This window comes from Streptomyces sp. NPDC044704, from assembly GCF_056433525.1.
In genome coordinates this window covers 158843-179045 of record NZ_JBWKGY010000012.1, presented here as the reverse complement: position 1 = coordinate 179045, position 20203 = coordinate 158843, and the positions used below count along the sequence as shown (strand labels likewise).

Sequence of the window (20203 nt, the reverse complement as noted above, 5' to 3'; positions counted from 1 at the left end):
GCGCGCCGGCAGCGTCCGAGGGTCCCGCCCCCGGCCCCGCCCTCCGGCGGGGGCGGGGGCGCCCCCGCGTCCAGGACGTCGGGGCGTCGGGGCGTCAGCGGTCAGCCGGCCGAGGGGGCGGGCTTCGGCGCCGGCTTCCCCGCCCCGGGCTTCTCCGGGCCCGGCTTCCCCGCCCCGGGCTTCTCCGGGCCCGGCTTCCCCGCCCCGGGCTTCTCCGTCCCCGGCTTCGCCGCCTCGGCCTTGTCCGCGTCCGGCTTCGCCGCCTCGGGCTTCGCCGCCTCCGGCTTCGGGCGCAGCTTCGGCATCTCCGGGGCCACCCACGGCGTGCGCGGCTGCATGTTCTCCGGGCCGCCCGGCGCCGGCTGCCCGATCGTCTCCAGGGCCTGCTTCGCCAGCGGACCCCGTACCGGGGAGAAGGCCGGGTTCGTCCGCAGCGCCTCCTGGAGGTACCGGCGGGCCGCCGCCTCGTCGCCCAGGCCCCGCTCGATCATCGCCCGGTGGTAGGAGAAATCGGCGTTCCGCAGCCCCAGTTCGGTGGCCTTCTTCGCGTACTCCAGCGCCGCCTGGTCATCGCCCACCCGGTGCAGGGCCCACCCCAGCGCGTCCGCGACCTGCACGCCCTTGTGCCGGGCCCACTCCGCCGTCAGCCGGCGCACCGCCGCCGACGGATCGCCGTGGTCCGCCTCGTACAGGCCGAGCACCAGCTCCTCGTTCACCCCGTGGGAACCGCCCCGCGCCGCCAGCACGGCCAGCGACTCGTACGGGGCGCGCGCCTCGTCCTCCCGGCCCAGCGACTGCAGCAGTTCGCCCAGTTCCAGCGCCAGCCGCGGCGCCGGGGTCCGCCCGAGCGCCAGCCGGTAGTCCCGTACCGCCTCCCCGGAGCGGCCCAGCGCGGCCAGGGTCCGGGCCCGTCCGCCCAGCGCGTCCGCCTGCGCCGGGTCCGTGCGCAGCGCGGCCTCGAACTGCCGCATCGCCTCCGCCGTCTCGCCGCGCTCCCAGGACATCTCCCCGAGCCGGTACAGCACGTACGCCTTCTCCGCGGGCGCCTTCGCCGCGCCCGCCGCGTGCTCCAGCTGCATCACCGCGTCCTCGCGCCAGCCCCGGTCCCGGTACACCTGCGCGGCCCTCAGGTGCGCGGCCAGGCCCGGCCGGAGCTCCGACAGCCGCTCCATGGCCTTCTCGGCGGCCTTGTAGTCGCCGAGGCCCGTGTACGCGTCCACCAGGACCGGGTACGCCGTCCAGCGCCGCGGCGCCTGCGCCCGCACCAGCTCGCCCCACTTCTTGCCCGTCCCGAAGTCCCGCCGGGCGTTGGCCAGCGCCCCCATGCCCGTCATCGCGTCGAAGTTGCCCTTCTCCGCGGGCCGGACCTCCAGCGACCGCTTGAGGGCCTTCTCCGCCTTCGGGAACCAGGCCGGATCGGCCGTGCGCCGCGACTGCTCCAGGTACGCCGACCCGAGCACCGCCCACGAAGCCTCGTCGTCCGGATGACCCGCGACCCACTGCTCCCGGTCCGCCACCAGCGCCGTCAGGTCCACCGCCGCCGGCGGGGCGCCCATGCCGACCGCCGAGGCGGCCCGCTCGCTGGGCCCCGGCGGGCGCGCGTCGTCGGCCGTACGGGCCGGGCGGATCAGCAGGGCACCGGCGATCAGGACCACGGCGACCGCGGCCGCCACGACCGTCTTGCGGCCGGTGAAGGTCACGGGCGGCGCGGGCTGGTGCGTTTCCTCGTCGATACGGTCCATGAGGTCACTGTGCGTCAATATGAAGAGCCCGCCGAGGTGTCCGAAGCCGGTCGCGGCCGTGTTCACACCGATGGCCCCGGCTGCCACGCTGGCCCCATGGATGATGACCTCTCCGCACGGCTCGTCGCGCGCCTCGCCGAAGGACTCCCTTCCGAGGCCCTGCTCACCGACCCCCAGGTGACCGCCTCCTACGCCACCGACATGGCCAGCTTCTGCGCCGCCGGCACCCCGGCCGCCGTCGTCCTGCCCCGGACCACCGAACAGGTGCAGCACGTCCTGCGCACCGCCACCGCCCTACGGGTCCCCGTCGTCCCCCAGGGCGCCCGTACGGGCCTGTCGGGAGCCGCCAACGCCAGCGACGGCTGCATCGTGCTGTCGCTGGTCAAGATGGACCGCATCCTGGAGATCTCCGCCGTCGACCGGATCGCCGTCGTCGAGCCCGGCGTGGTCAACGCCGTGCTCTCGCGGGCCGTCGCCGCCCAGGGCCTGTACTACCCGCCCGACCCCTCCAGCTGGGAACAGTGCACCATCGGCGGGAACATCGGCACCGCCTCCGGCGGCCTGTGCTGCGTCAAGTACGGGGTCACCGCCGAGTACGTGCTCGGCCTCGACGTCGTCCTCGCCGACGGGCGGCTCCTGCGCACCGGCCGGCGCACCGCCAAGGGGGTCGCCGGATACGACCTGACCCGGCTCTTCGTGGGCTCCGAGGGGAGCCTCGGCGTCGTGGTCCGGGCCGTCCTCGCCCTGCGGCCCGCGCCGCCCCGCCAGCTGGCGCTGGCCGCGGAGTTCCCCTCCGTCGCCGCCGCCTGCGCGGCCGTGTGCGCCGTCATGGAGGCGGGCCTCGCGCCCTCGCTGCTGGAGCTGATGGACCGTACGACCGTCCGCGCCGTCAACGCCCTCGGGAAGATGGGCCTGCCCGAGAGCACCGAGGCCCTGCTGCTGGCCGCCTTCGACACCCCGGACGCCGCCGCCGGGCTCGCGGCCGTCGGCGGGCTGTGCACGGCCGCCGGGGCCACCGCCGTCGTGCCCGCCGAGGACGAGGCGGAGTCCGAACTGCTGCTCCAGGCCCGGCGGATGTCCCTGACCGCGCTGGAGGCGCTGCGCCCCGCGACGATGATCGACGACGTGTGCGTACCGCGTTCCCGGCTCGCCGAGATGCTCGACGGGACGGCCGCCATCGCCCGCGCGTACGACCTGCTCATCGGCGTCTGCGCGCACGCGGGCGACGGCAACACCCACCCCGTCGTCTGCTTCGACCCCGCCGACGAGGACGAGGCGCGGCGGGCCCGCGAGTCCTTCGACGCGATCATGGCCCTCGGCCTGGAACTGGGCGGCACCATCACCGGTGAACACGGCGTCGGCGTCCTGAAGAAGGAGTGGCTGGCCCGTGAACTGGGCCCGGTCGGACTGGAGGTGCAGCGCGGCGTCAAGCGGGCCTTCGATCCGCTCGGCCTGCTGAACCCCGGCAAGCTCTTCTGACGGCCCGGCCCCGGCGGTCCCTCGCGCCGCGGCCGGCCCGCGGCCCCGCGTCACAGGTCCCCGTCGGCCGACTCGTCCGAGGGCCACGGGTCCCGCAGCCACAGGTCGTCGGCCGGGGTCGGGGTGAGCAGCTCCGCCAGCGCCGCGTCCAGGCCGAGCCGGTCGGCCTCGGTCCCCGGCGGGACCACGCGCAGGGTCCGCTCCAGCCAGGCCGACACGGAACCGGCCGGGGCCTCCAGCAGGGCGTCGCCGTCGGGGGAGCTGAGGGCCATGCACAGGACGGCCTTGTTGTCGATCTTCGTGGGCCAGATCCGGACGTCCCCGTGGCCGCAGGGACGGAACACCCCCTCGACGAGCAGCTCGCGGGCGAACGTCCAGTTGACGGGGGTGCTGGAGCCGGTGTGGAAGGTGATGTGCACCGCGAACGGATCGTCGGTGAGGTAGAGCAGGCGGGCGGGGACGGGGACGCTGCGCTCGGGGGACAGGACCAGCTTGAGTTCCAGCTCGCGCTCGATGACGGGGTGGTGCATGACGGCCTCACTTCGGTGCGTTCGAATCCTGGCGCGGGGCCTGACCGGGCCCCACACCCGCAGAGAGCGCGCGGGGGCCCGGTCATGACGCGACTTCGGACGGGAATCCGCGGAATGGCCTAAATCTGTCGGGTGACCGAAAAGCGACGGCCGGGGCCGGGATGGGTGCGGGGCGGGGCGAATAAGAGCGCGAGGTTCGCCCGAAGGCTTGGAATCTCCCGTTACCGGACCTGTCGGGAGGGGGTTCTTGGCTATGGTCCTCCCCTTGGGTCCTCCCCTGCACAAGCCTCAAGCCACGATCGGAGTTGGGGACATTGACGGCCTCCCCTGGTGACGGCGAGCACGCTGCCCGCGAGGGCTACTACCCCGACCCGTCCATCCCCGGGTACGTCCGGTACTGGAACGGCGCCGCCTGGGTTCCGGGTACGAGCCGCCCCGCCGCCCCCGCGGACGAGACCGGGCCGGTGTTCCTCGACCAGACCTCCGTGACCGAGGCGCTGCCCGAACCGGACCCCGAACCCGTGCCCCGGCACGCGCCGCCGGGCTGGCAGGCCGACCCCGCGCACCAGGCCGGCTTCGGCGGACCCCGCGACGTCCGCGTGTCCTGGGGCGGGCCGGCCGACCCGGAGCCCGAGCGCCGGCCGGCCGGCATCTCCCTGGCCCGGAGCAGGGAACAGGCCGCCGCCCAGGCCCCGGCCGCCTTCGCCCCGGCCCCCGCCCCCGCCCCCGCCCCCGCCCCGGCCGCCTTCGCCCCGGCTCCGGCCACCGGCCCCCCGGCCCCCGCGCCCGCCCCGGCCCCCGCTCCCGCCCCCGCTCCGGCCGCCGCGGCCGCTCCGCTCGCCGCCGCCCCGGCTCCCGCCCGGCGGCTGCCGGGACAGGCCGCCGCCGAGAGCGTGGGCATCCTCTCGGCCCGCCCGCCCGCCTGGCCCGACGCCCCCGGCGGGGGAGCGGCGTCCGGACTGACCTCGTCCTGGCCCGAGGCGGCCCCCGCCCGGTCCGCCACCCCGCGCAGCGCCCCGCCGGAGCACGCCCGCCCCGCCGCGCACCGGTCCGCCGCCCCGGCCCCGGCGGCCGCCTTCCCGGCCGCGCCCCGGGACGAGGAGGTCCGCCCCGACCGCCCGGCCGCGCCCGGGACCCGCCCGGCGGAGCCCGCGCCATGCTCCCCGGCCCCCGCGGCGCCCCGTGAGGAGCGGCCCCGCCCGGCCGTCCCCTGGGACGACGAGGCCCGCCGCGAGCCGGCCCCGGGGCAGGAGGCCCCCGCGCCCCGGCGCCGCCCCACCCTCCCGGAGAACCCGGCGCCGGCGGCGGCCGTGCCCGGGCCCGCCGCGACCCGGGCCGTCTTCGAGCGCATGGCCGAGCGCGCCGTACGCCCCGCCGGCCTGGTCCGCCGGGGCATGGCCCGCGCCCTGGACACCCTCGTCCTCGCCGCCGCCGCGGCGGGCGCCGCCGTACCCCTCGTCCCCCGGGTGACCGGCCACCTCCAGACCAAGGTCGACGCCGCCCGGGGGAGCGGGCGCACCACCACCGTCTGGCTCCTCGACGCCACCACCACCGGCTACGCGTGCCTCCTCCTGGCCGCCGTCCTGCTCTTCGGGCTGCTCTACGAGGTGCTCCCGACGGCCCGTTGGGGCCGCACCCCGGGCAAGAAGCTGTTCGGCGTCCGCGTCCTGGCCGTCGCCACCCTCCGCCCGCCCACCTTCGGCGCGGCCCTGCGCCGCTGGCTCGTCGGCGCCCTCCTCGGCCTGCCGGGCAGCCTGCGCTGCCCCTTCGACCGGACCCGCCGTCAGGCCTGGCACGACAAGGCGGCGGGCACGTACGTGGCCCGGTAGGAAGGGCCCCGTCGTCAGGGTGGCGCAGTCCCTCCCCCGGACGGACGCGGTCCCGTTGCGGGCCGGGCGGGGCCGGGTTCGACTCGGGCCATGAGCACCGACCAGCCGCCGCCGGGCCAGCCGCCCGAGGACGACCCGTTCCTCAAGAAGCCCCAGGAACCGACGCCTCCGTCGGGCGGTTCGCCGTACGGCTCGCCGCCCCCCGGTGGCGGCGGGTATCCGCCCCCGCCGCCCCCCGGCGGTGCGGGCGGCGGGGGATACCCGCCCCCGCCGCCGCCCCCGTACGGCGGCGGCGATCCCTACGGCGGCGGTGGCGGCTACGGCATGCCCGATCCGCTCGCGGGGATGCCCCCGCTCGCCGACTTCGGCAAGCGGCTCGCGGCGCGCGTCATCGACGTGCTCATCGTCGGGGTTCCGCTGTACCTGATCCAGCTGCCCTTCAACACCCGCCGGTACATGGTCGACACGGACCGCGGCGAGGACGCCACGGAGGTCATCACGCGGTCGTACAGCGGCACCGGTCTGCTGTGGACGCTGATCTCGATCCTCGCGTTCGTCGGCTACGACTGGTGGTTCACCAAGAAGAACGGCCAGACCATCGGCAAGAAGGCGATGGGCCTGCGCACCGCGATGCTCAACGACGGCAGCGTGCCGCCCTCCAACGCCGCGCTCGGCCGGGCCGCGCTGCTGTGGATCCCGACCCTGATCTGCTGCCTGTGCCTGTGGCCGCTCGCGCTGATCGTGTCGATGCTCATCGACAAGCCGTACAAGCAGGCCCTGCACGACAAGGTGGCCAAGACCGTGGTGGTCAGGTCGGCCTGAGCCGCCGTACGCGCGCCGGAGCGGGCGGCCGTCCCCGAAGAGGGGGGCGGCCGCCCGCTTCCGTGCGCCCGGGCCCGGTGGCGGTCGGGTCCGGAGGCACCGGCTCTCAGTGGTGTACGGGGTGCTCGGCGCCCGCCTTCGCGGGCCCGGCCGCCGGAGCGGCTGCCTCCGGGGCGGCTGCCTCCGGGGCGGCCTGACGCCCGGTCCGGGCGGCGTGCCGGCCGCGCCGGCGGGGCACCGGCACGGTCAGCGCGACCAGCAGACCGAGGCCGAGCGCGGCGGCGGAGATGACGGCGACACCGAGGCCCGTGCTCGTCTGCGAGAGCAGCAGCATGGCGATCGTCGACACGACGACGGTGGCGGACCCGTAGGCGAGCTGTGCGGCAGTCGGACGCGGCATGGCGTTTTCCGTCCTCAAGGCGGGGAGGGGAGGCCGCTCGACAGGTGCGCGTGTCAAGTGACTCCCTGACGGGATTCCCGAGCCGGACGAGCGGTATGCGTGGGCCAACCCACGGTGTCGGAGCACGGGGGGCGCACGCGGGTCATCCTCCGGGCGGTTCCGAGGGGTTCTCCAGGGCGCGCGGCGGGCCGTTCGCCCCGGATGTGACCGTATGGCGGCGGAACGTCCGAATAGCGGAACTGACTGACCGCATAGTGCAGTTGTAAGGAACAAGTCAAGGTCTGTCTTTTCTCTCGACTCTCCGGTCAAATGTCGTCACTTGAGACGCGCGCCGCGCGGAACCCCCCGCTCCTATGGAGACGTTCCGACCTACGTTGCGGCCGCGGGAGGGGAACGACATCAAGTGACCAGCAACTCCGCAAGGAAGCGCGCTCTGCGTGCCGCCGCCGTCGGCGTGACGATGGCCGCGACCGCAGCCTCCGGCGCTTTCTTCACCACGGCCCAGGCCGACTCCAGCTGGGGCGGCGCACCCGCGGCCGACCACCAGGACCCGACCGCTCCGTCCAAGGAGAAGGTCAAGCACGACCTCGAAGGCCCGTTCAGCAAGCAGCAGGCGCAGCAGCGCGAGGCGGCCCTTGACCAGGTGCTGTCCGGCAAGAAGGACGTCGAGCAGCGCGGCGCGTCCAAGGTCGTGAAGCTCGACGACAAGAAGTACGTCGAGCTCGGCCGCGAGAAGACCGACAAGATCTTCACGATCCTCGTCGAGTTCGGCGACCAGGTCGACAACACGACCATGTTCGACCCGGACGGTCCGGAGGGCCCGAAGCCCCCGGCCCCCAAGTACGGCGGCACCCCCGGTCCGCTGCACAACCAGATCGCCCAGCCGGACCGCAAGCAGGACAACAGCACCGCCTGGCGCAAGGACTTCAGCCGCGACTACTTCCAGGACCTGTACTTCGGTACCGGCCAGGGCAAGAACTCGCTGAAGACCTACTACGAGAAGACCTCCTCGGGCCGTTACTCGGTCGAGGGCGAGGTCGCCGACTGGGTCAAGATCCCGTACAACGAGGCCCGTTACGGCTCGAACTACTGCGGTCAGACCAACTGCTCCAACGTGTGGGACACCGTCAAGGACGGCGTCCTCGCGTGGACCGAGGCCCAGAAGAAGGCCGGCAAGACCGACGCGCAGATCAAGGCGCAGCTGGCCCAGTACGACCAGTGGGACCGCTACGACTTCGACGGCGACGGCAACTTCAACGAGCCGGACGGCTACATCGACCACTTCCAGGTCGTCCACGCCGGTGAGGACGAGTCGGCCGGCGGCGGCGTGCAGGGCACCAACGCCCTGTGGGCGCACCGCTGGTACGCGTACGGCACCAGCGCGGGCAAGACCGGCCCCGAGGGCAACAAGGCCGGCGGCACGCAGATCGGCGACAGCGGCATCTGGGTCGGCGACTACACGATGCAGCCCGAGAACGGCGGCCTCGGCGTCTTCGCGCACGAGTACGGCCACGACCTGGGTCTGCCGGACCTCTACGACACCTCCGGTGGCGGCGAGAACGGCGTCGGCTTCTGGTCCCTGATGTCGGCGGGCTCCTGGCTCGGCACCGGCAAGGAGTCCATAGGCGACCTCCCGGGCGACATGACGGCCTGGGACAAGCTCCAGCTGGGCTGGCTGAACTACGCCGAGGCGAAGGCCGCGACGAAGTCCACCCACAAGCTGGGCGTCTCCGCGTACAACACCAAGGACAAGCAGGCGCTGGTCGTCGAGCTGCCGAAGAAGCAGGTCCGCACCGACATCGTCGCTCCCGCCGAGGGTTCCTCGCAGTGGTGGAGCAACATGGGTGACGACCTCAAGAACACCCTGACGCGCTCGGTCGACCTCACCGGCAAGACCTCCGCCGCCCTGTCCCTCAAGGGCTGGTGGGACATCGAGGCCGACTACGACTACCTCTACACCGAGGTGTCCACGGACGGCGGCGCCAACTGGACCGCCCTCGCCGGCACCGCCGACGGCGCGGCCCTCCCGGTCGACGCGGCCGGCAGCCCCTCGCTGACCGGTGTCTCGGGTGCCTGGAAGTCGCTGAACTTCCCGCTCGACGCCTACGCGGGCAAGAAGGTCGACCTCCGCTTCCGCTACCAGACGGACGGCGGCGCGGGCGGCAAGGGCTTCACGGCCGACGCCGTCACCCTCACCGCGGACGGTGCGCCGCTGTTCACCGACGGCGCCGAGAACGGCGACAACGGCTGGACCGGCAAGGGCTTCTCGCGCATCGGCGCCGGCTTCACCAAGGAGTACGCGCAGTACTACCTGGCGGAGAACCGTCGCTACGTCTCCTTCGACCAGACCCTGAAGGTCGGCCCGTACAACTTCGGTCACGCCAACACGCGTCCCGACTGGGTCGAGCACTACCCGTACCAGGACGGCCTGCTGATCTGGCTCTGGGACACCTCCCAGAAGGACAACAACACCAGCCAGCACCCGGGCTCCGGTCTGATCCTTCCGATCGACGCCAACGCCAAGCCGATGAAGTGGTCGGACGGCACCCTGCTGCGGAACAAGATCCAGCCGTACGACGCCACCTTCAGCGCGTACTCGACGGACGCCTTCACCCTGCACAAGAACGGTGAGTCGCTCTTCCTGAAGCCGAAGGCGGCCAACCTGGTCTTCGACGACGCCAAGGGCAAGTACTGGTACGACGAGAACCCGACCGGCTCGGTGAAGGTCACTGACACCAACACCAAGATCAAGATCCTCAAGGAGTCCTACGAGGGCACCGAAATGACGATCGAGGTCGGACCCTCCCGCAAGTGACCCGGTAAAACCGCAGGTCAAAGCGTGATCGGCCGTCGCCCACTAGCGGGCGGCGGCCGATCGCGTTTAGATGCGTGGTGCGAGTTTCTTATTGACGGGGGAGATGAAAAGCATGCCCGGTGGAGGTTTCGTCAGATTGCCCGGCGGCAGTGTGGTGGTGGCCCTGACGCTGCCCAGGCCGTCCGGAGAAGGAGGAAATGTCCGGGTCCTCGTGCACGCCGCGAACCGTGCCCGCGCCCTGACCAGGCTGCGGAACCTCGGGATGCGGGCGGTGTACCTGCGGGGCAACGCCCAGCCGCCGACCCCGGACGAGGTCACGGCCGTCCTGCACCACCCCGACGGCCTCCTGTGGCGCTGCGCCCCCGACCGGGACCAGGAACTCTGGCACCCGATCCGCGCCCTCCTGAGAGGCGCCTAGCCCCCCTCCCGACCCCTCCGGCGGGCCCGCCGCCCCAGGGCGTCAGGCCTGCTCGCCGTCGAGGACGGCCGGGGATCCGACGAGGGTGACGCCCGCGGCGCGGAGGTCCTCCAGGGCCTTCGTGGTGGTGTGCGGGGCCACGGCGGCGGTGAGGTCGAGCAGGACGCGGGTGGTGAAGCCGGCGCGGGCGGCGTCGAGGGCGGTGGCCCTGACGCAGTGGTCGGTGGCGATGCCGACGACGTCGACCTCGGTGACCTGCCGGTCCCGCAGCCACTGGGCGAGCGTGGCCCCGTTCTCGTCGGCGCCCTCGAAGCCGCTGTAGGCGGCCTCGTACGCGCCCTTGTCGAAGACGGCGGCGACGGCGCCCGAGGCGACGGCCGGGGCGAAGTTCGGGTGGAACCCGACGCCCTCGGTCCCGGCGACGCAGTGCACCGGCCAGGAGGTCTCGTAGTCCGGGACGGCCGGGGGCCGCGCGAAGTGCGCGCCGGGGTCGACGTGGTGGTCGCGGGTGGCGACGACGTGCCGGTAGCCGGGCGTGGTCTGCCCGATCAGCTCGGTGATGGCGGCGGCGACGTCGGCCCCGCCGGAGACCGCGAGGCTGCCGCCCTCGCAGAAGTCGTTCTGTACGTCGACGACGATCAGTGCGCGGTGCATGTCGCGTGTCCTTCGGATCGGTGTGGGTGGTGCGGTGCGGTACGGCGGGGCCCTGCGGGGGCTCTTCCCCCGCCCCGCCCCTGCCCGAACCTGGGGCCCGCGCCGGACCCGGGGCCGTGGTGGCTACACGTACTCGGTCGGGATCACGGCCTCGCCCCGCGAGAGCTGCGTCGCCGACAGCGGGAGGCCCGCCCGCGCCGTCCGGTGGCGTTCGCGCACCGTCTCCAGCGGTTCCCGGGCGATCACCTCGCCGGCCTTGACCAGCTGGTTCAGCAGCTGGTGGTCGGCGAGCGCCGCGGGCACCGGACCGGTCCCGATGACCTCCGCCTCGGCGACGCCCTCCGCGTCGACCCGGCGGGCCGCCCACTTGCGCCCGCCGATGGAGGTCTTGCCGCCCGAGGACTTCTTCGCGACGGGCACCAGCGGCGCCTTCGGGTCGTCGGAGGCGGCCCGCGCCACCAGCTTGTAGACCATCGAGCAGGTCGGGTGCCCGCTGCCCGTGACCAGCTGGGTGCCGACCCCGTACGCGTCGACGGGCGCGGCGGCGAGCGAGGCGATCGCGTACTCGTCGAGGTCGGAGGTGACCACGATCCGCGTCGAGGCCGCCCCCAGCTCGTCGAGCTGCTGGCGCACCCGGTGGGCGACCAGCAGCAGGTCCCCGGAGTCGATCCGGACGGCGCCGAGGTCCTTCCCCGCGACCTCCACGGCCGTCCGCACGGCTTCCGCGACGTCGTACGTGTCCACCAGCAGGGTCGTCCCGCTGCCCAGCGAGGCCACCTGCGCGGTGAAGGCGTCCCGCTCGCTGTCGTGGACGAGGGTGAAGGCGTGCGCGCTGGTGCCGACCGTCGGGATGCCGTACCGGAATCCGGCCGCCAGGTCCGAGGTCGAGGTGAAGCCGCCCACGTAGGCGGCGCGCGCGGCGGCGACGGCGGCGAGTTCGTGGGTGCGCCGGGCGCCCATCTCGATCAGCGGGCGTCCGCCGGCCGCCGAGGACATCCGGGAGGCGGCGGCCGCGATCGCCGAGTCGTGGTTGAGGATCGACAGGATCACGGTCTCCAGCAGCACGCACTCGGCGAAGCTGCCCTCGACGCGCAGGAGCGGCGAACCGGGGAAGTAGACCTCGCCCTCCGGGTAGCCCCAGATGTCGCCCGAGAAGCGGTACGACGCCAGCCAGTCGAGGGTGCGCATGTCGACCACGGCCCGCTCCCGCAGGAACTCCAGCACCGCGCTGTCGAAGCGGAAGTTCTCCACGGCGTCGAGCACGCGCCCGGTGCCGGCCACCACTCCGTAGCGGCGCCCCTCGGGCAGCCGCCGGGTGAAGACCTCGAAGACCGAACGGCGGTCGGCCGTGCCGTTGGCCAGGGCGGCCTGCAGCATCGTGAGCTCGTAATGGTCCGTGAAGAGCGCTGTCGACGGCACGTCCACCGGCAGGCCCAGATCCGCAGGGTTCATGTCACGGATGCTAGCGCACATCTCGTCAAAGTGACGAGATGTAGGGGCCCGTTTGTGCGACGGGCCCCCCGCAGTGGCAGCATGGGACAAGTGAGTGTTGCTCCCCTTGAGATCGAACGCACCGAATCGGCCGAAGAGACCTTCGCGGTCCCGGAACCCGACGTCCCCTGGGTGACCCTGGTGCACAACGACCCGGTCAACCTCATGAGCTACGTGACGTACGTGTTCCAGGCGTACTTCGGCTATCCGAAGGACAAGGCGACCAAGCTGATGATGGACGTCCACCACAAGGGCAGGGCGGTCGTCTCCAGCGGCACCCGCGAGGAGATGGAGCGCGACGTGCAGGCGATGCACGGCTACGGGCTCTGGGCCACCCTCTCGCAGGACCGCAACTGATGGGCGGCGTGTTCGAACCCCTGAAGGGCGGCCCCGGCGCCGTCGTCGCGCTGGACGAGATCGAGATCTCCATCCTGCGCTCCCTCGCCGTCCAGCTGCTGGAGCTCATCGGCCCCGGCGAGCCCGAGCCCGCCGCGGACGCCGACCCGCTGGCCGTCCTGTTCGCCTCGGACGGGCCCACCGAACCCCCGTCCGACCCGGCGCTGGCCCGGCTCTTCCCCGATGCCTACGGCGGCCCCGGCGCGGGCCCCCGGGAGGACCCGGAGGAACTGCGCACCCGCTCGGCGGAGTTCCGCCGCTTCACCGAGAACGACCTGCGCACCCGCAAGCGGGAGGACGCGCTGGCGGTCGTGCGCAGCCTCGACGCGCTCACCCCGGCCGGCGACGGGGCGGCCGTCCTGGAACTGACCGGGGAGCTGCCGCTGCGCTGGCTCGGCGCCCTCAACGACCTGCGGCTGACGATCGCCGCCCGGCTCGACATCACCGAGGACGACGAGAGCGCGATGCTGTTCCGGCTCCCGGACGACGACCCGCGCAAGCCGATGGTGATGGCGTACCTCTGGCTCGGCGGCCTCCAGGAGACGCTCATCGAGACCCTCTGAAGACCCCCAAGAGAGGTTCAAGGAGACGGAGCGTTCGCTCAGCGGACGCTCAAATCCGGATAACGATCAGATCACCGCGATGCGGTGATCTGATCACTTTCGGGACCTGTGTCCCGGTTTTTTTGTGCCCCGCGCCACATTTCCACCCCTCTGGAACCCGTAAGCACGTGATAAATCTTCACGATCGCCGACGGGACGCCACCCATGTCCCCCGGCCTGCTTGAACCGGCTGACCGCCGGCGTGCAACTCCATCCGTATCCGGGGGGATCGAGGACCCGATCCGCAGCCAGTGAAGGCGCGGGTCGGCGTGGAGAAAGGCGCACCAGACATGACCTCTGTGCAGGTCGAACAGCACGACAGGACGCCCGGCGAGGGCGGACAGGGCGACGGCGAGGGATACCACCGCGCGCTCGGGGCCCGCCAGATCCAGATGATCGCGATCGGCGGAGCCATCGGCACCGGCCTGTTCCTCGGGGCGGGCAAGGCGATCTCGAAGGCCGGACCGAGCCTGATCCTGGCCTACGCCATCGCGGGCCTGGTCATCTTCTTCATCATGCGGGCCCTGGGCGAGCTGCTCATGTACCGCCCCGTCTCCGGTTCCTTCTCGGACTACGCCCGCGAGTTCCTGGGCCCGTTCTGGGGGTACGCGACCGGCTGGACGTACTGGCTCTTCTGGGTCGTCACCGGCATCACCGAGGTCACCGCCGCCGCGAAGTACATGGCGTACTGGACCGACGACAGCTTCCCGCAATGGGCGTTCGCGCTGATCTTCACGGTCATCCTCTACGGCGCCAACCTGATCTCCGTGAAGCTCTTCGGCGAGCTGGAGTTCTGGTTCTCCATGGTCAAGGTCACCGCCATCGTCGGCATGATCCTGATCTGCGCCGGCATCCTCACGATCGGCTTCTCCGACGCCGCCGCGACCGCCTCCGTCTCCAACCTGTGGAACGACGGCGGCTTCTTCCCCAAGGGCATCGGCGGCACGCTGATGACCCTGCAGATCGTGATGTTCGCCTTCCTCGCGGTCGAACTGGTCGGCGTCACCGCCGGCGAGTCCAAGGACCCCGAGAAGACCCTGCCCAAGGCCATCAACACCGTGCCGTGGCGCATCGCCGTCTTCTACGTCGGCGCGCTCATCATGATCCTGTCGGTCGTCCCGTGGACGCACTTCCAGCCGGGCGTCTCCCCGTTCGTCGCCGCCTTCGAGCGCATGGGCCTCGGCATCGGCGCCGCGATCGTCAACTTCGTCGTCCTGACCGCGGCCCTGTCCTCCTGCAACTCGGGCATGTACTCCACCGGCCGCATGCTGCGCGACCTCGCGCTCAACGGCCAGGGCCCGAAGTTCTTCACCAAGCTCACGAAGAACGGCACCCCGCTGCTGGGCACCACCTTCTCCGCCGCGCTGATGCTGGTGGGCGTCTGGATCAACTACGTCGCCCCGGGCAAGGCCTTCGACTACGTCGTCTCCTTCGCCACCATCTCCGGCATGTGGGCCTGGATCATGATCCTGGTCTGCCAGATCCGCTACCGCGCCAAGGCCGACCGGGGCGAACTGCCCCAGTCCTCCTTCCGCGCCCCCGGCGCCCCCTGGACCAGCTGGTTCGCCCTGCTGTTCATCGGCATGGTCATCGTGATGATGGGCATCGACAAGGACTCCCGCGTCTCGCTGTACTGCGCCCCGCTGTGGGGTCTGATCCTCGGCGTCTCCTACCTCGTGCTGAAGTCCCGCAACCCGCGCGGAGCCGCCTTCAACAAGGTCTCCTGACCCGGGTTCCCCGGCCCTGCGGGGCCCCGGGTCCCGGCCGCCTGCCACGGCCGGGAACCGTGTCCCCGCAGCAGCCTGTCCGGCATTCGGGCCCTTCCGTACCACGCCTCGGTACGGGAGGGCCCGTCTGTCTATCCTGTCGCTCATGCTGACCCTCACCCAGGACCTGTACGACCGGATCGTCGGGCACGCCCGCGAGGACCACCCCGACGAGGCGTGCGGGATCGTGGCCGGACCGGCCGGCACCGACCGCCCCGAGCGGTTCGTCCCGATGCTCAACGCGGCCCGCTCGCCCACGTTCTACGAGTTCGACTCGAAGGACCTGCTGAAGCTCTACCGGGAGCTGGACGACCGGGACGAGGAGCCCGTCATCGTCTACCACTCGCACACCGCCACCGAGGCCTACCCCTCGCGCACCGACGTCACCTACGCGAACGAGCCCGGCGCCCACTACGTCCTCGTCTCGACGGCCGACCAGGACGGCCTCGGCGAGTTCCAGTTCCGCTCGTACCGGATCGTCGACGGAGCGATCACGGAGGAAGAAGTGCAGGTCGTAGCCAGCTACTGACCAGTATGTGAGCGGGTGGAGTCCAGGATGCGGGATCACACTCCAAACGGGGGACCGGGAATCGTTAACATGACCGCATGGTTCCCCACGACGTGAGCATCGAGACGCCCGGCAGGCTGCTGCTCGTGGCGCGGCTGCACGTCGACCTGTGCCGCCTCGCCAGCGCCATCTGTCCTGCCGCCTGAGCACCACACGCCCGAGCACACAGCCCCCCGCGCGGGGGCGCAAGAACCGCGCGCCCGCACGTTCTCAACGTTTCACGCCCTTCACGACACAGGAGCCTGCCATGGCCATCGAGGTCCGCATCCCGACCATCCTCCGCACCTACACCGCCGGCGAGAAGGCCGTGAACGGCGAGGGCGCCACCCTGGACGACCTCTTCACGGACCTGGAGACCCGCCACGCGGGCATCCGCGAGCGCATCGTCGACGAGGCGAAGGGCGGCGAGCTGCGCCGGTTCGTGAACGTCTACCTCAACGACGAGGACGTCCGCTTCCTCGACGGCATCTCCACCGCCCTCAAGGACGGCGACAGCGTCACCATCCTTCCGGCCGTGGCCGGCGGCTCGAAGTAATGCGCTACGACTCCCCGCTCGCCGCCGTCGGCAACACGCCGCTGGTCCGGCTGCCCCGGCTCTCGCCCTCCGCCGACGTGCGGATCTGGGCGAAGCTGGAGGACCGCAACCCGACCGGATCGATCAAGGACCGCCCCGCGCTCCACATGGTCGAGCAGGCGGAGAAGGACGGCCGACTCTTCCCCGGCTGCACCATCCTGGAACCCACCTCCGGCAACACGGGCATCTCGCTCGCGATGGCCGCGAAGCTCAAGGGCTACCGGATCGTGTGCGTCATGCCGGAGAACACCTCGCAGGAGCGGCGCGACCTTCTGGCGATGTGGGGAGCCGAGATCGTCTCTTCGCCGGCGGCCGGCGGCTCGAACACCGCCGTCCGGGTGGCCAAGGAACTGGCCGCCGAACACCCGGACTGGGTCATGCTCTACCAGTACGGCAACCCGGACAACGCCGGCGCCCACTACGCCACCACCGGCCCGGAGATCCTCACCGACCTCCCGTCCATCACGCACTTCGTGGCCGGCCTGGGCACCACCGGCACCCTGATGGGCGTCGGCCGCTACCTGCGCGAACACGTAGAAGGCATCAAGATCGTCGCCGCCGAGCCCCGGTACGACGACCTCGTCTACGGCCTGCGCAACCTCGACGAGGGCTTCGTCCCCGAGCTCTACGACGCCTCCGTGCTCACCACCCGCTACTCGGTGGGCTCCGCGGACGCCGTCACCCGCACCCGGGACCTGCTCCGCGAGGAGGGCATCTTCGCGGGCGTCTCCACCGGCGCCGCCCTCCACGCGGCCATCGGCGTCGGCCGCAAGGCCCTCGCCGCCGGGGAGAGCGCCGACATCGTGTTCGTCGTCGCCGACGGCGGCTGGAAGTACCTCTCCACCGGCGTCTACACGGCGGCCACCACCGAGGAAGCCATCGAGGTCCTCCAGGGCCAGCTCTGGGCGTAGGCCGTGCGCCGTCGGCGGTGTCGGCGGCGACGGCTACGGCTACGGGGTCAGGGGGCGGCCAGCAGCTCGGCCAGCACGGCGGCGTGGCTCGCCCCCGGATCCCGGACCGCCGTCACCAAGGTGAGCGGGCCCGCCCCGGCCAGCGCCCGCAGCCGGGCCAGCTCCGCCGCCGCCCCGGCCCCGCCCAGCTCCGCCTCGTAGCGCCGCCGGAACTCCTCGGGGGTGCCCCCGGCGTGGAACCACTTCCGCAGCTCCGCCGAGGGGGTCAGCGCCCGCGGCCACTCGTCCACCGCGGCCGCCGCCTTGGACAGCCCGCGCGGCCACAGCCGGTCCACGAGCACCCGTACGCCGTCCGCCCCCGGCTCGGGCGGATCGTAGACGCGCCGCACCCGGATCACCCCGCACCGCCTCCGAGCCCCTTGACCTCGTCCCACACCGCCGGATCCAGCGTCCCCAGCCGCTTGCGGAACTCCCACAGCGACACCTCCGCCGGCCGGTCCGCCTCCAGGAAACTGCCCCGCCCCTGCCGGCCCGCGATCCCCGGCGGCAGCGGGATCACCCCGGGCCGACGGTCGTCGTACTTCCCCGCGATCCACGCGACCCGAGCCCGCTCCCGGTGCGCCCGTACCGCCATGACCAGGCACGACCTGCCGTCCACCAGGCTCCACAGCTCGCCCGCCCGCACGTCCGGAGGCGGCCCCGCCCCGTGCGGCGGCGCCGCGGCCGCCCCGCCGCGGCCCCCCAGGACCCGCCGCGGCAGCAGCACCACCACCGCCACGGCGACCACCGCGACCAGCGCGGGCCACCAGGACGTGTCCATGTACCGACCGTAGCCGCGCACGGAGCCCCCGGCGCGGCAACGCCCGTACCCCCCGTCGCTCCCCCGGGTGACAGCACAGGTGATTCCCCCCACAACGGCCTGCCGCGGAGGAGCGACCGGACGTTTCGCGCCTTACGCTCGACCCACGCACGGCCCGCATTCCGTCCACGGACCGTCCACGGAGGTTCACGCTCCATGAAGCTCACCGTCGTCGGCTGCTCGGGGTCGTTCCCGTCCGCGGAATCGGCATGTTCGAGCTACCTCGTCGAGGCCGACGGCTTCCACCTGCTCCTCGACATGGGCAACGGCTCGCTCGGCGCGCTCCAGCGCCACTGCGGTCTCTACGACCTCGACGCGATCTTCCTGAGCCACCTGCACGCCGATCACTGCATCGACATGTGCGCGTACTTCGTCGCCCGTTTCTACCGCCACGAGGGCGGCCGCTGCGGCACCATCCCCGTCTACGGACCCGAGGGCACCGAGCAGCGCCTGACCACGGCCTACGAGGACGTCCCCGACCCGAGTTCGATGAGCGAGGTCTTCGACTTCCGGGCCCTGAAGTCCGCGTCCTTCGAGATCGGCCCGTTCAAGGTGCGCACCGAGAAGGTCTGCCACCCGGTCGAGTCGTACGCGATCCGCGTCGAGCACGGGGGACGTTCGCTCGTGTACTCCGGGGACACCGGGGTCTGCCCCGAGCTCGGCACGCTCGCCGAGGGCGCCGACCTGTTCCTGTGCGAGGCCTCCTTCACGCACGGCAAGGAAGACATCCCCGACCTCCACCTCAACGGCCGCGAGGCCGGGGAGTACGCCCGGGGCGGCAAGGTCGGCCGGCTCGTGCTCACCCACATCCCGCCGTGGACGGACGCGGACCAGAACCTCGCCGACGCCCGCGCCGTTTACGACGGCCGGGTCGACCTCGCTTACGCGGGCGCCGTCTACGAGGTCTGAACCGCGGCGGGACCCGGCCCGCGGCCGCGCACACGGCGAAGCCCCCGCCCTCCCTTCCGGGAGAGCGGGGGCTTCGTCGCGTACTGCCCGCTGCTTACTTGGCCTCGGCCTTCTGCAGCTCGGCGAGCTCCTCGTCGGACTCGCGGCCCGGCGTGGGGAGGTTCCACTTGGTGATCGCGAAGCGGAAGACGAAGTAGTAGACGACCGCGAAGCAGAGGCCGACGCCGGCCAGGCCCCACGGGTTGTTCGCGATGCCCAGGTTCAGGAGGAAGTCGACCGCGCCGGCGGAGAAGCCGAAGCCGTCGCGCATGCCCAGGGCCCAGGTCAGCGCCAGCGAAACACCGGTGAGGACCGCGTGGATCGCGTAGAGCACCGGGGCGATGAACATGAAGGTGAACTCGATCGGCTCGGTCACGCCGGTGACGAACGCGGTGGCCGCGAGGGAGAACATCATGCCGCCGACGACCTTGCGGCGCTCGGGGCGGGCGCAGTGGACGATCGCGAGGCAGGCCGCCGGGAGGGCGAACATCATGATCGGGAAGAAGCCGGTCATGAACTGTCCGGCGGTCGGGTCACCGGCGAGGAAGCGGGCGATGTCGCCGTGGACGGCGCCGTTGGCACCGTCGAAGGAACCGGCCTGGAACCAGGGGAAGGAGTTCAGCAGGTGGTGCATGCCGATCGGGATGAGCGCACGGTTGGCGACACCGAAGATGCCGGCGCCGACCGAACCGGAACCGACGAGCCACTCACCGAAGTTGTGCAGACCGGTGCCGAGGACCGGCCAGATGAGACCGAAGACGATGCCGGTGACCAGACCCGCGAGGGCCGAGAGGATCGGGACCAGACGGCGGCCGCCGAAGAAGCCCGCCCAGTCCGGCAGCTTGGTCCGGTAGAACTTCTGGTACAGCAGGGCGGTGATGATGCCCATCACGACACCGCCGAGGACACCGGCGTTGACCGCGGCGTCCACGTGGATGATCTTGTCGCCGTCGACCTTGGCGACCTTCGGCAGGTTGCTGTCGGTGAAGGTGGCGAGGACCTTCTGGAAGACCAGGTAACCCGTGACCGCGGCCAGGGCGGTCGAGCCGTCCGACTTCTTGGCGAAGCCGATCGCGATGCCGACGGCGAACAGGAGCGCCATGTTGTCGAGGATCGCGCCACCACCGGCGGCCATGTACCCGGCGATCTTGAGGATGAACGTCGGGAAGACGTCCTTGTCACCGAGCATGTCGTCCGCGCCGAGGCGGAGCAGGAGCGCGCCGGCAGGCAGCACGGCAACGGGGAGCATGAGGCTCCGGCCGATGCGCTGCATGACGGCCATCACGCCAGCGCCCTTCTTCTTTTCCGCAGCAGCGGTGGCTGTGGACATGGACTTCCTCCAGTGGACAAGGCACTGCCAGGGGGTACGGAACGGGGGTGGCGGCGTCTCGGAAAGGGG

At 72.2% G+C, this 20203-nt stretch carries 21 protein-coding genes; 13 read left to right on the top strand and 8 right to left on the bottom strand.

Annotation, left to right across the window (positions count from 1 at the left end):
* Positions 1-101: 101 nt before the first annotated feature.
* Positions 102-1742 (bottom strand): tetratricopeptide repeat protein, encoded by a 1641-nt coding sequence (locus AC07B0_RS27085; protein ID WP_478899087.1) that lies wholly within the window; start codon positions 1740-1742, stop codon positions 102-104.
* 96 nt (positions 1743-1838) lie between these two features.
* Between AC07B0_RS27085 and AC07B0_RS27080 the strand changes: the two genes are divergently transcribed.
* Entirely contained in the window at positions 1839-3221 is a 1383-nt protein-coding gene (locus tag AC07B0_RS27080) for an FAD-binding oxidoreductase (RefSeq protein ID WP_356875295.1), read from the top strand.
* A gap of 50 nt (positions 3222-3271) precedes the next feature.
* Here AC07B0_RS27080 and AC07B0_RS27075 read toward each other — a convergent pair whose 3' ends face one another.
* Complete coding sequence (locus tag AC07B0_RS27075; protein WP_356875296.1) at positions 3272-3751, bottom strand: SsgA family sporulation/cell division regulator; 480 nt, start codon at positions 3749-3751, stop codon at positions 3272-3274.
* 314 nt (positions 3752-4065) lie between these two features.
* Between AC07B0_RS27075 and AC07B0_RS27070 the strand changes: the two genes are divergently transcribed.
* Complete coding sequence (locus AC07B0_RS27070; protein WP_478899086.1) at positions 4066-5580, top strand: RDD family protein; 1515 nt, start codon at positions 4066-4068, stop codon at positions 5578-5580.
* Between the two features lie 90 nt (positions 5581-5670).
* On the top strand, positions 5671-6402 hold the full coding sequence (locus AC07B0_RS27065) for an RDD family protein (protein ID WP_469381265.1): 732 nt from the start codon (positions 5671-5673) through the stop codon (positions 6400-6402).
* A 106-nt stretch (positions 6403-6508) separates the two neighbouring features.
* Here the strand turns inward: AC07B0_RS27065 and AC07B0_RS27060 are convergent, their stop codons facing one another.
* Positions 6509-6802 (bottom strand): hypothetical protein, encoded by a 294-nt coding sequence (locus tag AC07B0_RS27060; RefSeq protein WP_469381263.1) that lies wholly within the window; start codon positions 6800-6802, stop codon positions 6509-6511.
* Between the two features lie 460 nt (positions 6803-7262).
* Between AC07B0_RS27060 and AC07B0_RS27055 the strand changes: the two genes are divergently transcribed.
* On the top strand, positions 7263-9617 hold the full coding sequence (locus AC07B0_RS27055) for an immune inhibitor A domain-containing protein (protein WP_469381340.1): 2355 nt from the start codon (positions 7263-7265) through the stop codon (positions 9615-9617).
* Between the two features lie 112 nt (positions 9618-9729).
* A complete protein-coding gene (locus tag AC07B0_RS27050; protein ID WP_356875304.1) occupies positions 9730-10035 on the top strand; it encodes a hypothetical protein in 306 nt (101 codons plus the stop codon).
* 42 nt (positions 10036-10077) lie between these two features.
* On the opposite strand, the gene AC07B0_RS27045 is transcribed toward AC07B0_RS27050, so the two are convergent.
* Both AC07B0_RS27045 and AC07B0_RS27040 read right to left on the bottom strand, forming a co-directional pair.
* The gene (locus AC07B0_RS27045; RefSeq protein WP_356875306.1) at positions 10078-10689 is read right to left on the bottom strand and encodes an isochorismatase family protein; all 612 of its coding nucleotides are present in this window, start codon (positions 10687-10689) and stop codon (positions 10078-10080) included.
* Positions 10690-10812: 123 nt separating this feature from the next.
* Positions 10813-12141, bottom strand: coding sequence for a nicotinate phosphoribosyltransferase (locus AC07B0_RS27040; RefSeq protein WP_356875308.1), 1329 nt, complete (start codon positions 12139-12141; stop codon positions 10813-10815).
* A gap of 81 nt (positions 12142-12222) precedes the next feature.
* On the opposite strand from AC07B0_RS27040, the gene clpS reads away from it, so the two are divergent.
* The 7 genes from clpS to AC07B0_RS27005 all read left to right on the top strand — a co-directional run bounded on the left by clpS (position 12223) and on the right by AC07B0_RS27005 (position 16997).
* Positions 12223-12537 (top strand): ATP-dependent Clp protease adapter ClpS, encoded by a 315-nt coding sequence (gene clpS / locus AC07B0_RS27035; protein ID WP_356875310.1) that lies wholly within the window; start codon positions 12223-12225, stop codon positions 12535-12537.
* Complete coding sequence (locus AC07B0_RS27030; protein WP_356875312.1) at positions 12537-13139, top strand: DUF2017 domain-containing protein; 603 nt, start codon at positions 12537-12539, stop codon at positions 13137-13139. Before clpS ends, AC07B0_RS27030 begins: the two co-directional genes overlap by 1 nt.
* A gap of 329 nt (positions 13140-13468) precedes the next feature.
* Positions 13469-14905 (top strand): amino acid permease, encoded by a 1437-nt coding sequence (locus tag AC07B0_RS27025; RefSeq protein WP_356875314.1) that lies wholly within the window; start codon positions 13469-13471, stop codon positions 14903-14905.
* A gap of 145 nt (positions 14906-15050) precedes the next feature.
* Positions 15051-15473 carry a M67 family metallopeptidase gene (locus tag AC07B0_RS27020; protein WP_356875316.1) on the top strand — a complete coding sequence of 141 codons (423 nt, stop codon included), beginning with the start codon at positions 15051-15053 and terminating at the stop codon, positions 15471-15473.
* 77 nt (positions 15474-15550) lie between these two features.
* Positions 15551-15658, top strand: a complete 108-nt coding sequence (locus AC07B0_RS27015; RefSeq protein ID WP_310941867.1) for a putative leader peptide — start codon at positions 15551-15553, stop codon at positions 15656-15658.
* Between the two features lie 101 nt (positions 15659-15759).
* Positions 15760-16047: a MoaD/ThiS family protein gene (locus tag AC07B0_RS27010; RefSeq protein ID WP_356875318.1), complete on the top strand. Its 288-nt coding sequence runs from the start codon at positions 15760-15762 to the stop codon at positions 16045-16047.
* Positions 16047-16997, top strand: coding sequence for a PLP-dependent cysteine synthase family protein (locus AC07B0_RS27005; protein WP_356875320.1), 951 nt, complete (start codon positions 16047-16049; stop codon positions 16995-16997). The genes AC07B0_RS27010 and AC07B0_RS27005 overlap by 1 nt, the downstream gene beginning before the upstream one ends.
* A gap of 47 nt (positions 16998-17044) precedes the next feature.
* On the opposite strand, the gene AC07B0_RS27000 is transcribed toward AC07B0_RS27005, so the two are convergent.
* Together AC07B0_RS27000 and AC07B0_RS26995 are read right to left on the bottom strand one after the other, a co-directional pair.
* Complete coding sequence (locus AC07B0_RS27000; protein WP_478899085.1) at positions 17045-17395, bottom strand: DUF488 domain-containing protein; 351 nt, start codon at positions 17393-17395, stop codon at positions 17045-17047.
* Positions 17392-17817 carry a hypothetical protein gene (locus AC07B0_RS26995; RefSeq protein ID WP_478899084.1) on the bottom strand — a complete coding sequence of 142 codons (426 nt, stop codon included), beginning with the start codon at positions 17815-17817 and terminating at the stop codon, positions 17392-17394. Before AC07B0_RS26995 ends, AC07B0_RS27000 begins: the two co-directional genes overlap by 4 nt.
* 195 nt (positions 17818-18012) lie before the next feature.
* Here AC07B0_RS26995 and AC07B0_RS26990 point away from each other — a divergent pair, with 195 nt between their 5' ends.
* The gene (locus AC07B0_RS26990) at positions 18013-18765 is read left to right on the top strand and encodes an MBL fold metallo-hydrolase (protein WP_356875326.1); all 753 of its coding nucleotides are present in this window, start codon (positions 18013-18015) and stop codon (positions 18763-18765) included.
* Positions 18766-18859: 94 nt separating this feature from the next.
* On the opposite strand, the gene AC07B0_RS26985 is transcribed toward AC07B0_RS26990, so the two are convergent.
* Positions 18860-20134, bottom strand: a complete 1275-nt coding sequence (locus tag AC07B0_RS26985) for a PTS transporter subunit EIIC (RefSeq protein ID WP_356875328.1) — start codon at positions 20132-20134, stop codon at positions 18860-18862.
* Between the last annotated feature and the right edge of the window lie 69 nt (positions 20135-20203).

Coding starts and splice junctions, on each gene's coding strand:
- AC07B0_RS27010 (WP_356875318.1), top strand. CDS start 15,760: ATGGCCATCGAGGTCCGCATCCCGACCATCCTCCGCACCTACACCGCC.
- AC07B0_RS27075 (WP_356875296.1), bottom strand. CDS start 3,751: ATGCACCACCCCGTCATCGAGCGCGAGCTGGAACTCAAGCTGGTCCTG.
- AC07B0_RS27085 (WP_478899087.1), bottom strand. CDS start 1,742: ATGGACCGTATCGACGAGGAAACGCACCAGCCCGCGCCGCCCGTGACC.
- AC07B0_RS27045 (WP_356875306.1), bottom strand. CDS start 10,689: ATGCACCGCGCACTGATCGTCGTCGACGTACAGAACGACTTCTGCGAG.
- AC07B0_RS27005 (WP_356875320.1), top strand. CDS start 16,047: ATGCGCTACGACTCCCCGCTCGCCGCCGTCGGCAACACGCCGCTGGTC.
- AC07B0_RS26990 (WP_356875326.1), top strand. CDS start 18,013: ATGAAGCTCACCGTCGTCGGCTGCTCGGGGTCGTTCCCGTCCGCGGAA.
- AC07B0_RS27030 (WP_356875312.1), top strand. CDS start 12,537: ATGGGCGGCGTGTTCGAACCCCTGAAGGGCGGCCCCGGCGCCGTCGTC.
- AC07B0_RS27060 (WP_469381263.1), bottom strand. CDS start 6,802: ATGCCGCGTCCGACTGCCGCACAGCTCGCCTACGGGTCCGCCACCGTC.
- AC07B0_RS27025 (WP_356875314.1), top strand. CDS start 13,469: ATGACCTCTGTGCAGGTCGAACAGCACGACAGGACGCCCGGCGAGGGC.
- AC07B0_RS27065 (WP_469381265.1), top strand. CDS start 5,671: ATGAGCACCGACCAGCCGCCGCCGGGCCAGCCGCCCGAGGACGACCCG.
- AC07B0_RS27055 (WP_469381340.1), top strand. CDS start 7,263: ATGGCCGCGACCGCAGCCTCCGGCGCTTTCTTCACCACGGCCCAGGCC.
- AC07B0_RS27040 (WP_356875308.1), bottom strand. CDS start 12,141: ATGAACCCTGCGGATCTGGGCCTGCCGGTGGACGTGCCGTCGACAGCG.
- AC07B0_RS27080 (WP_356875295.1), top strand. CDS start 1,839: ATGGATGATGACCTCTCCGCACGGCTCGTCGCGCGCCTCGCCGAAGGA.
- clpS (WP_356875310.1), top strand. CDS start 12,223: ATGGGACAAGTGAGTGTTGCTCCCCTTGAGATCGAACGCACCGAATCG.
- AC07B0_RS26985 (WP_356875328.1), bottom strand. CDS start 20,134: ATGTCCACAGCCACCGCTGCTGCGGAAAAGAAGAAGGGCGCTGGCGTG.
- AC07B0_RS27020 (WP_356875316.1), top strand. CDS start 15,051: ATGCTGACCCTCACCCAGGACCTGTACGACCGGATCGTCGGGCACGCC.
- AC07B0_RS27015 (WP_310941867.1), top strand. CDS start 15,551: ATGGTTCCCCACGACGTGAGCATCGAGACGCCCGGCAGGCTGCTGCTC.
- AC07B0_RS27050 (WP_356875304.1), top strand. CDS start 9,730: ATGCCCGGTGGAGGTTTCGTCAGATTGCCCGGCGGCAGTGTGGTGGTG.
- AC07B0_RS26995 (WP_478899084.1), bottom strand. CDS start 17,817: ATGGACACGTCCTGGTGGCCCGCGCTGGTCGCGGTGGTCGCCGTGGCG.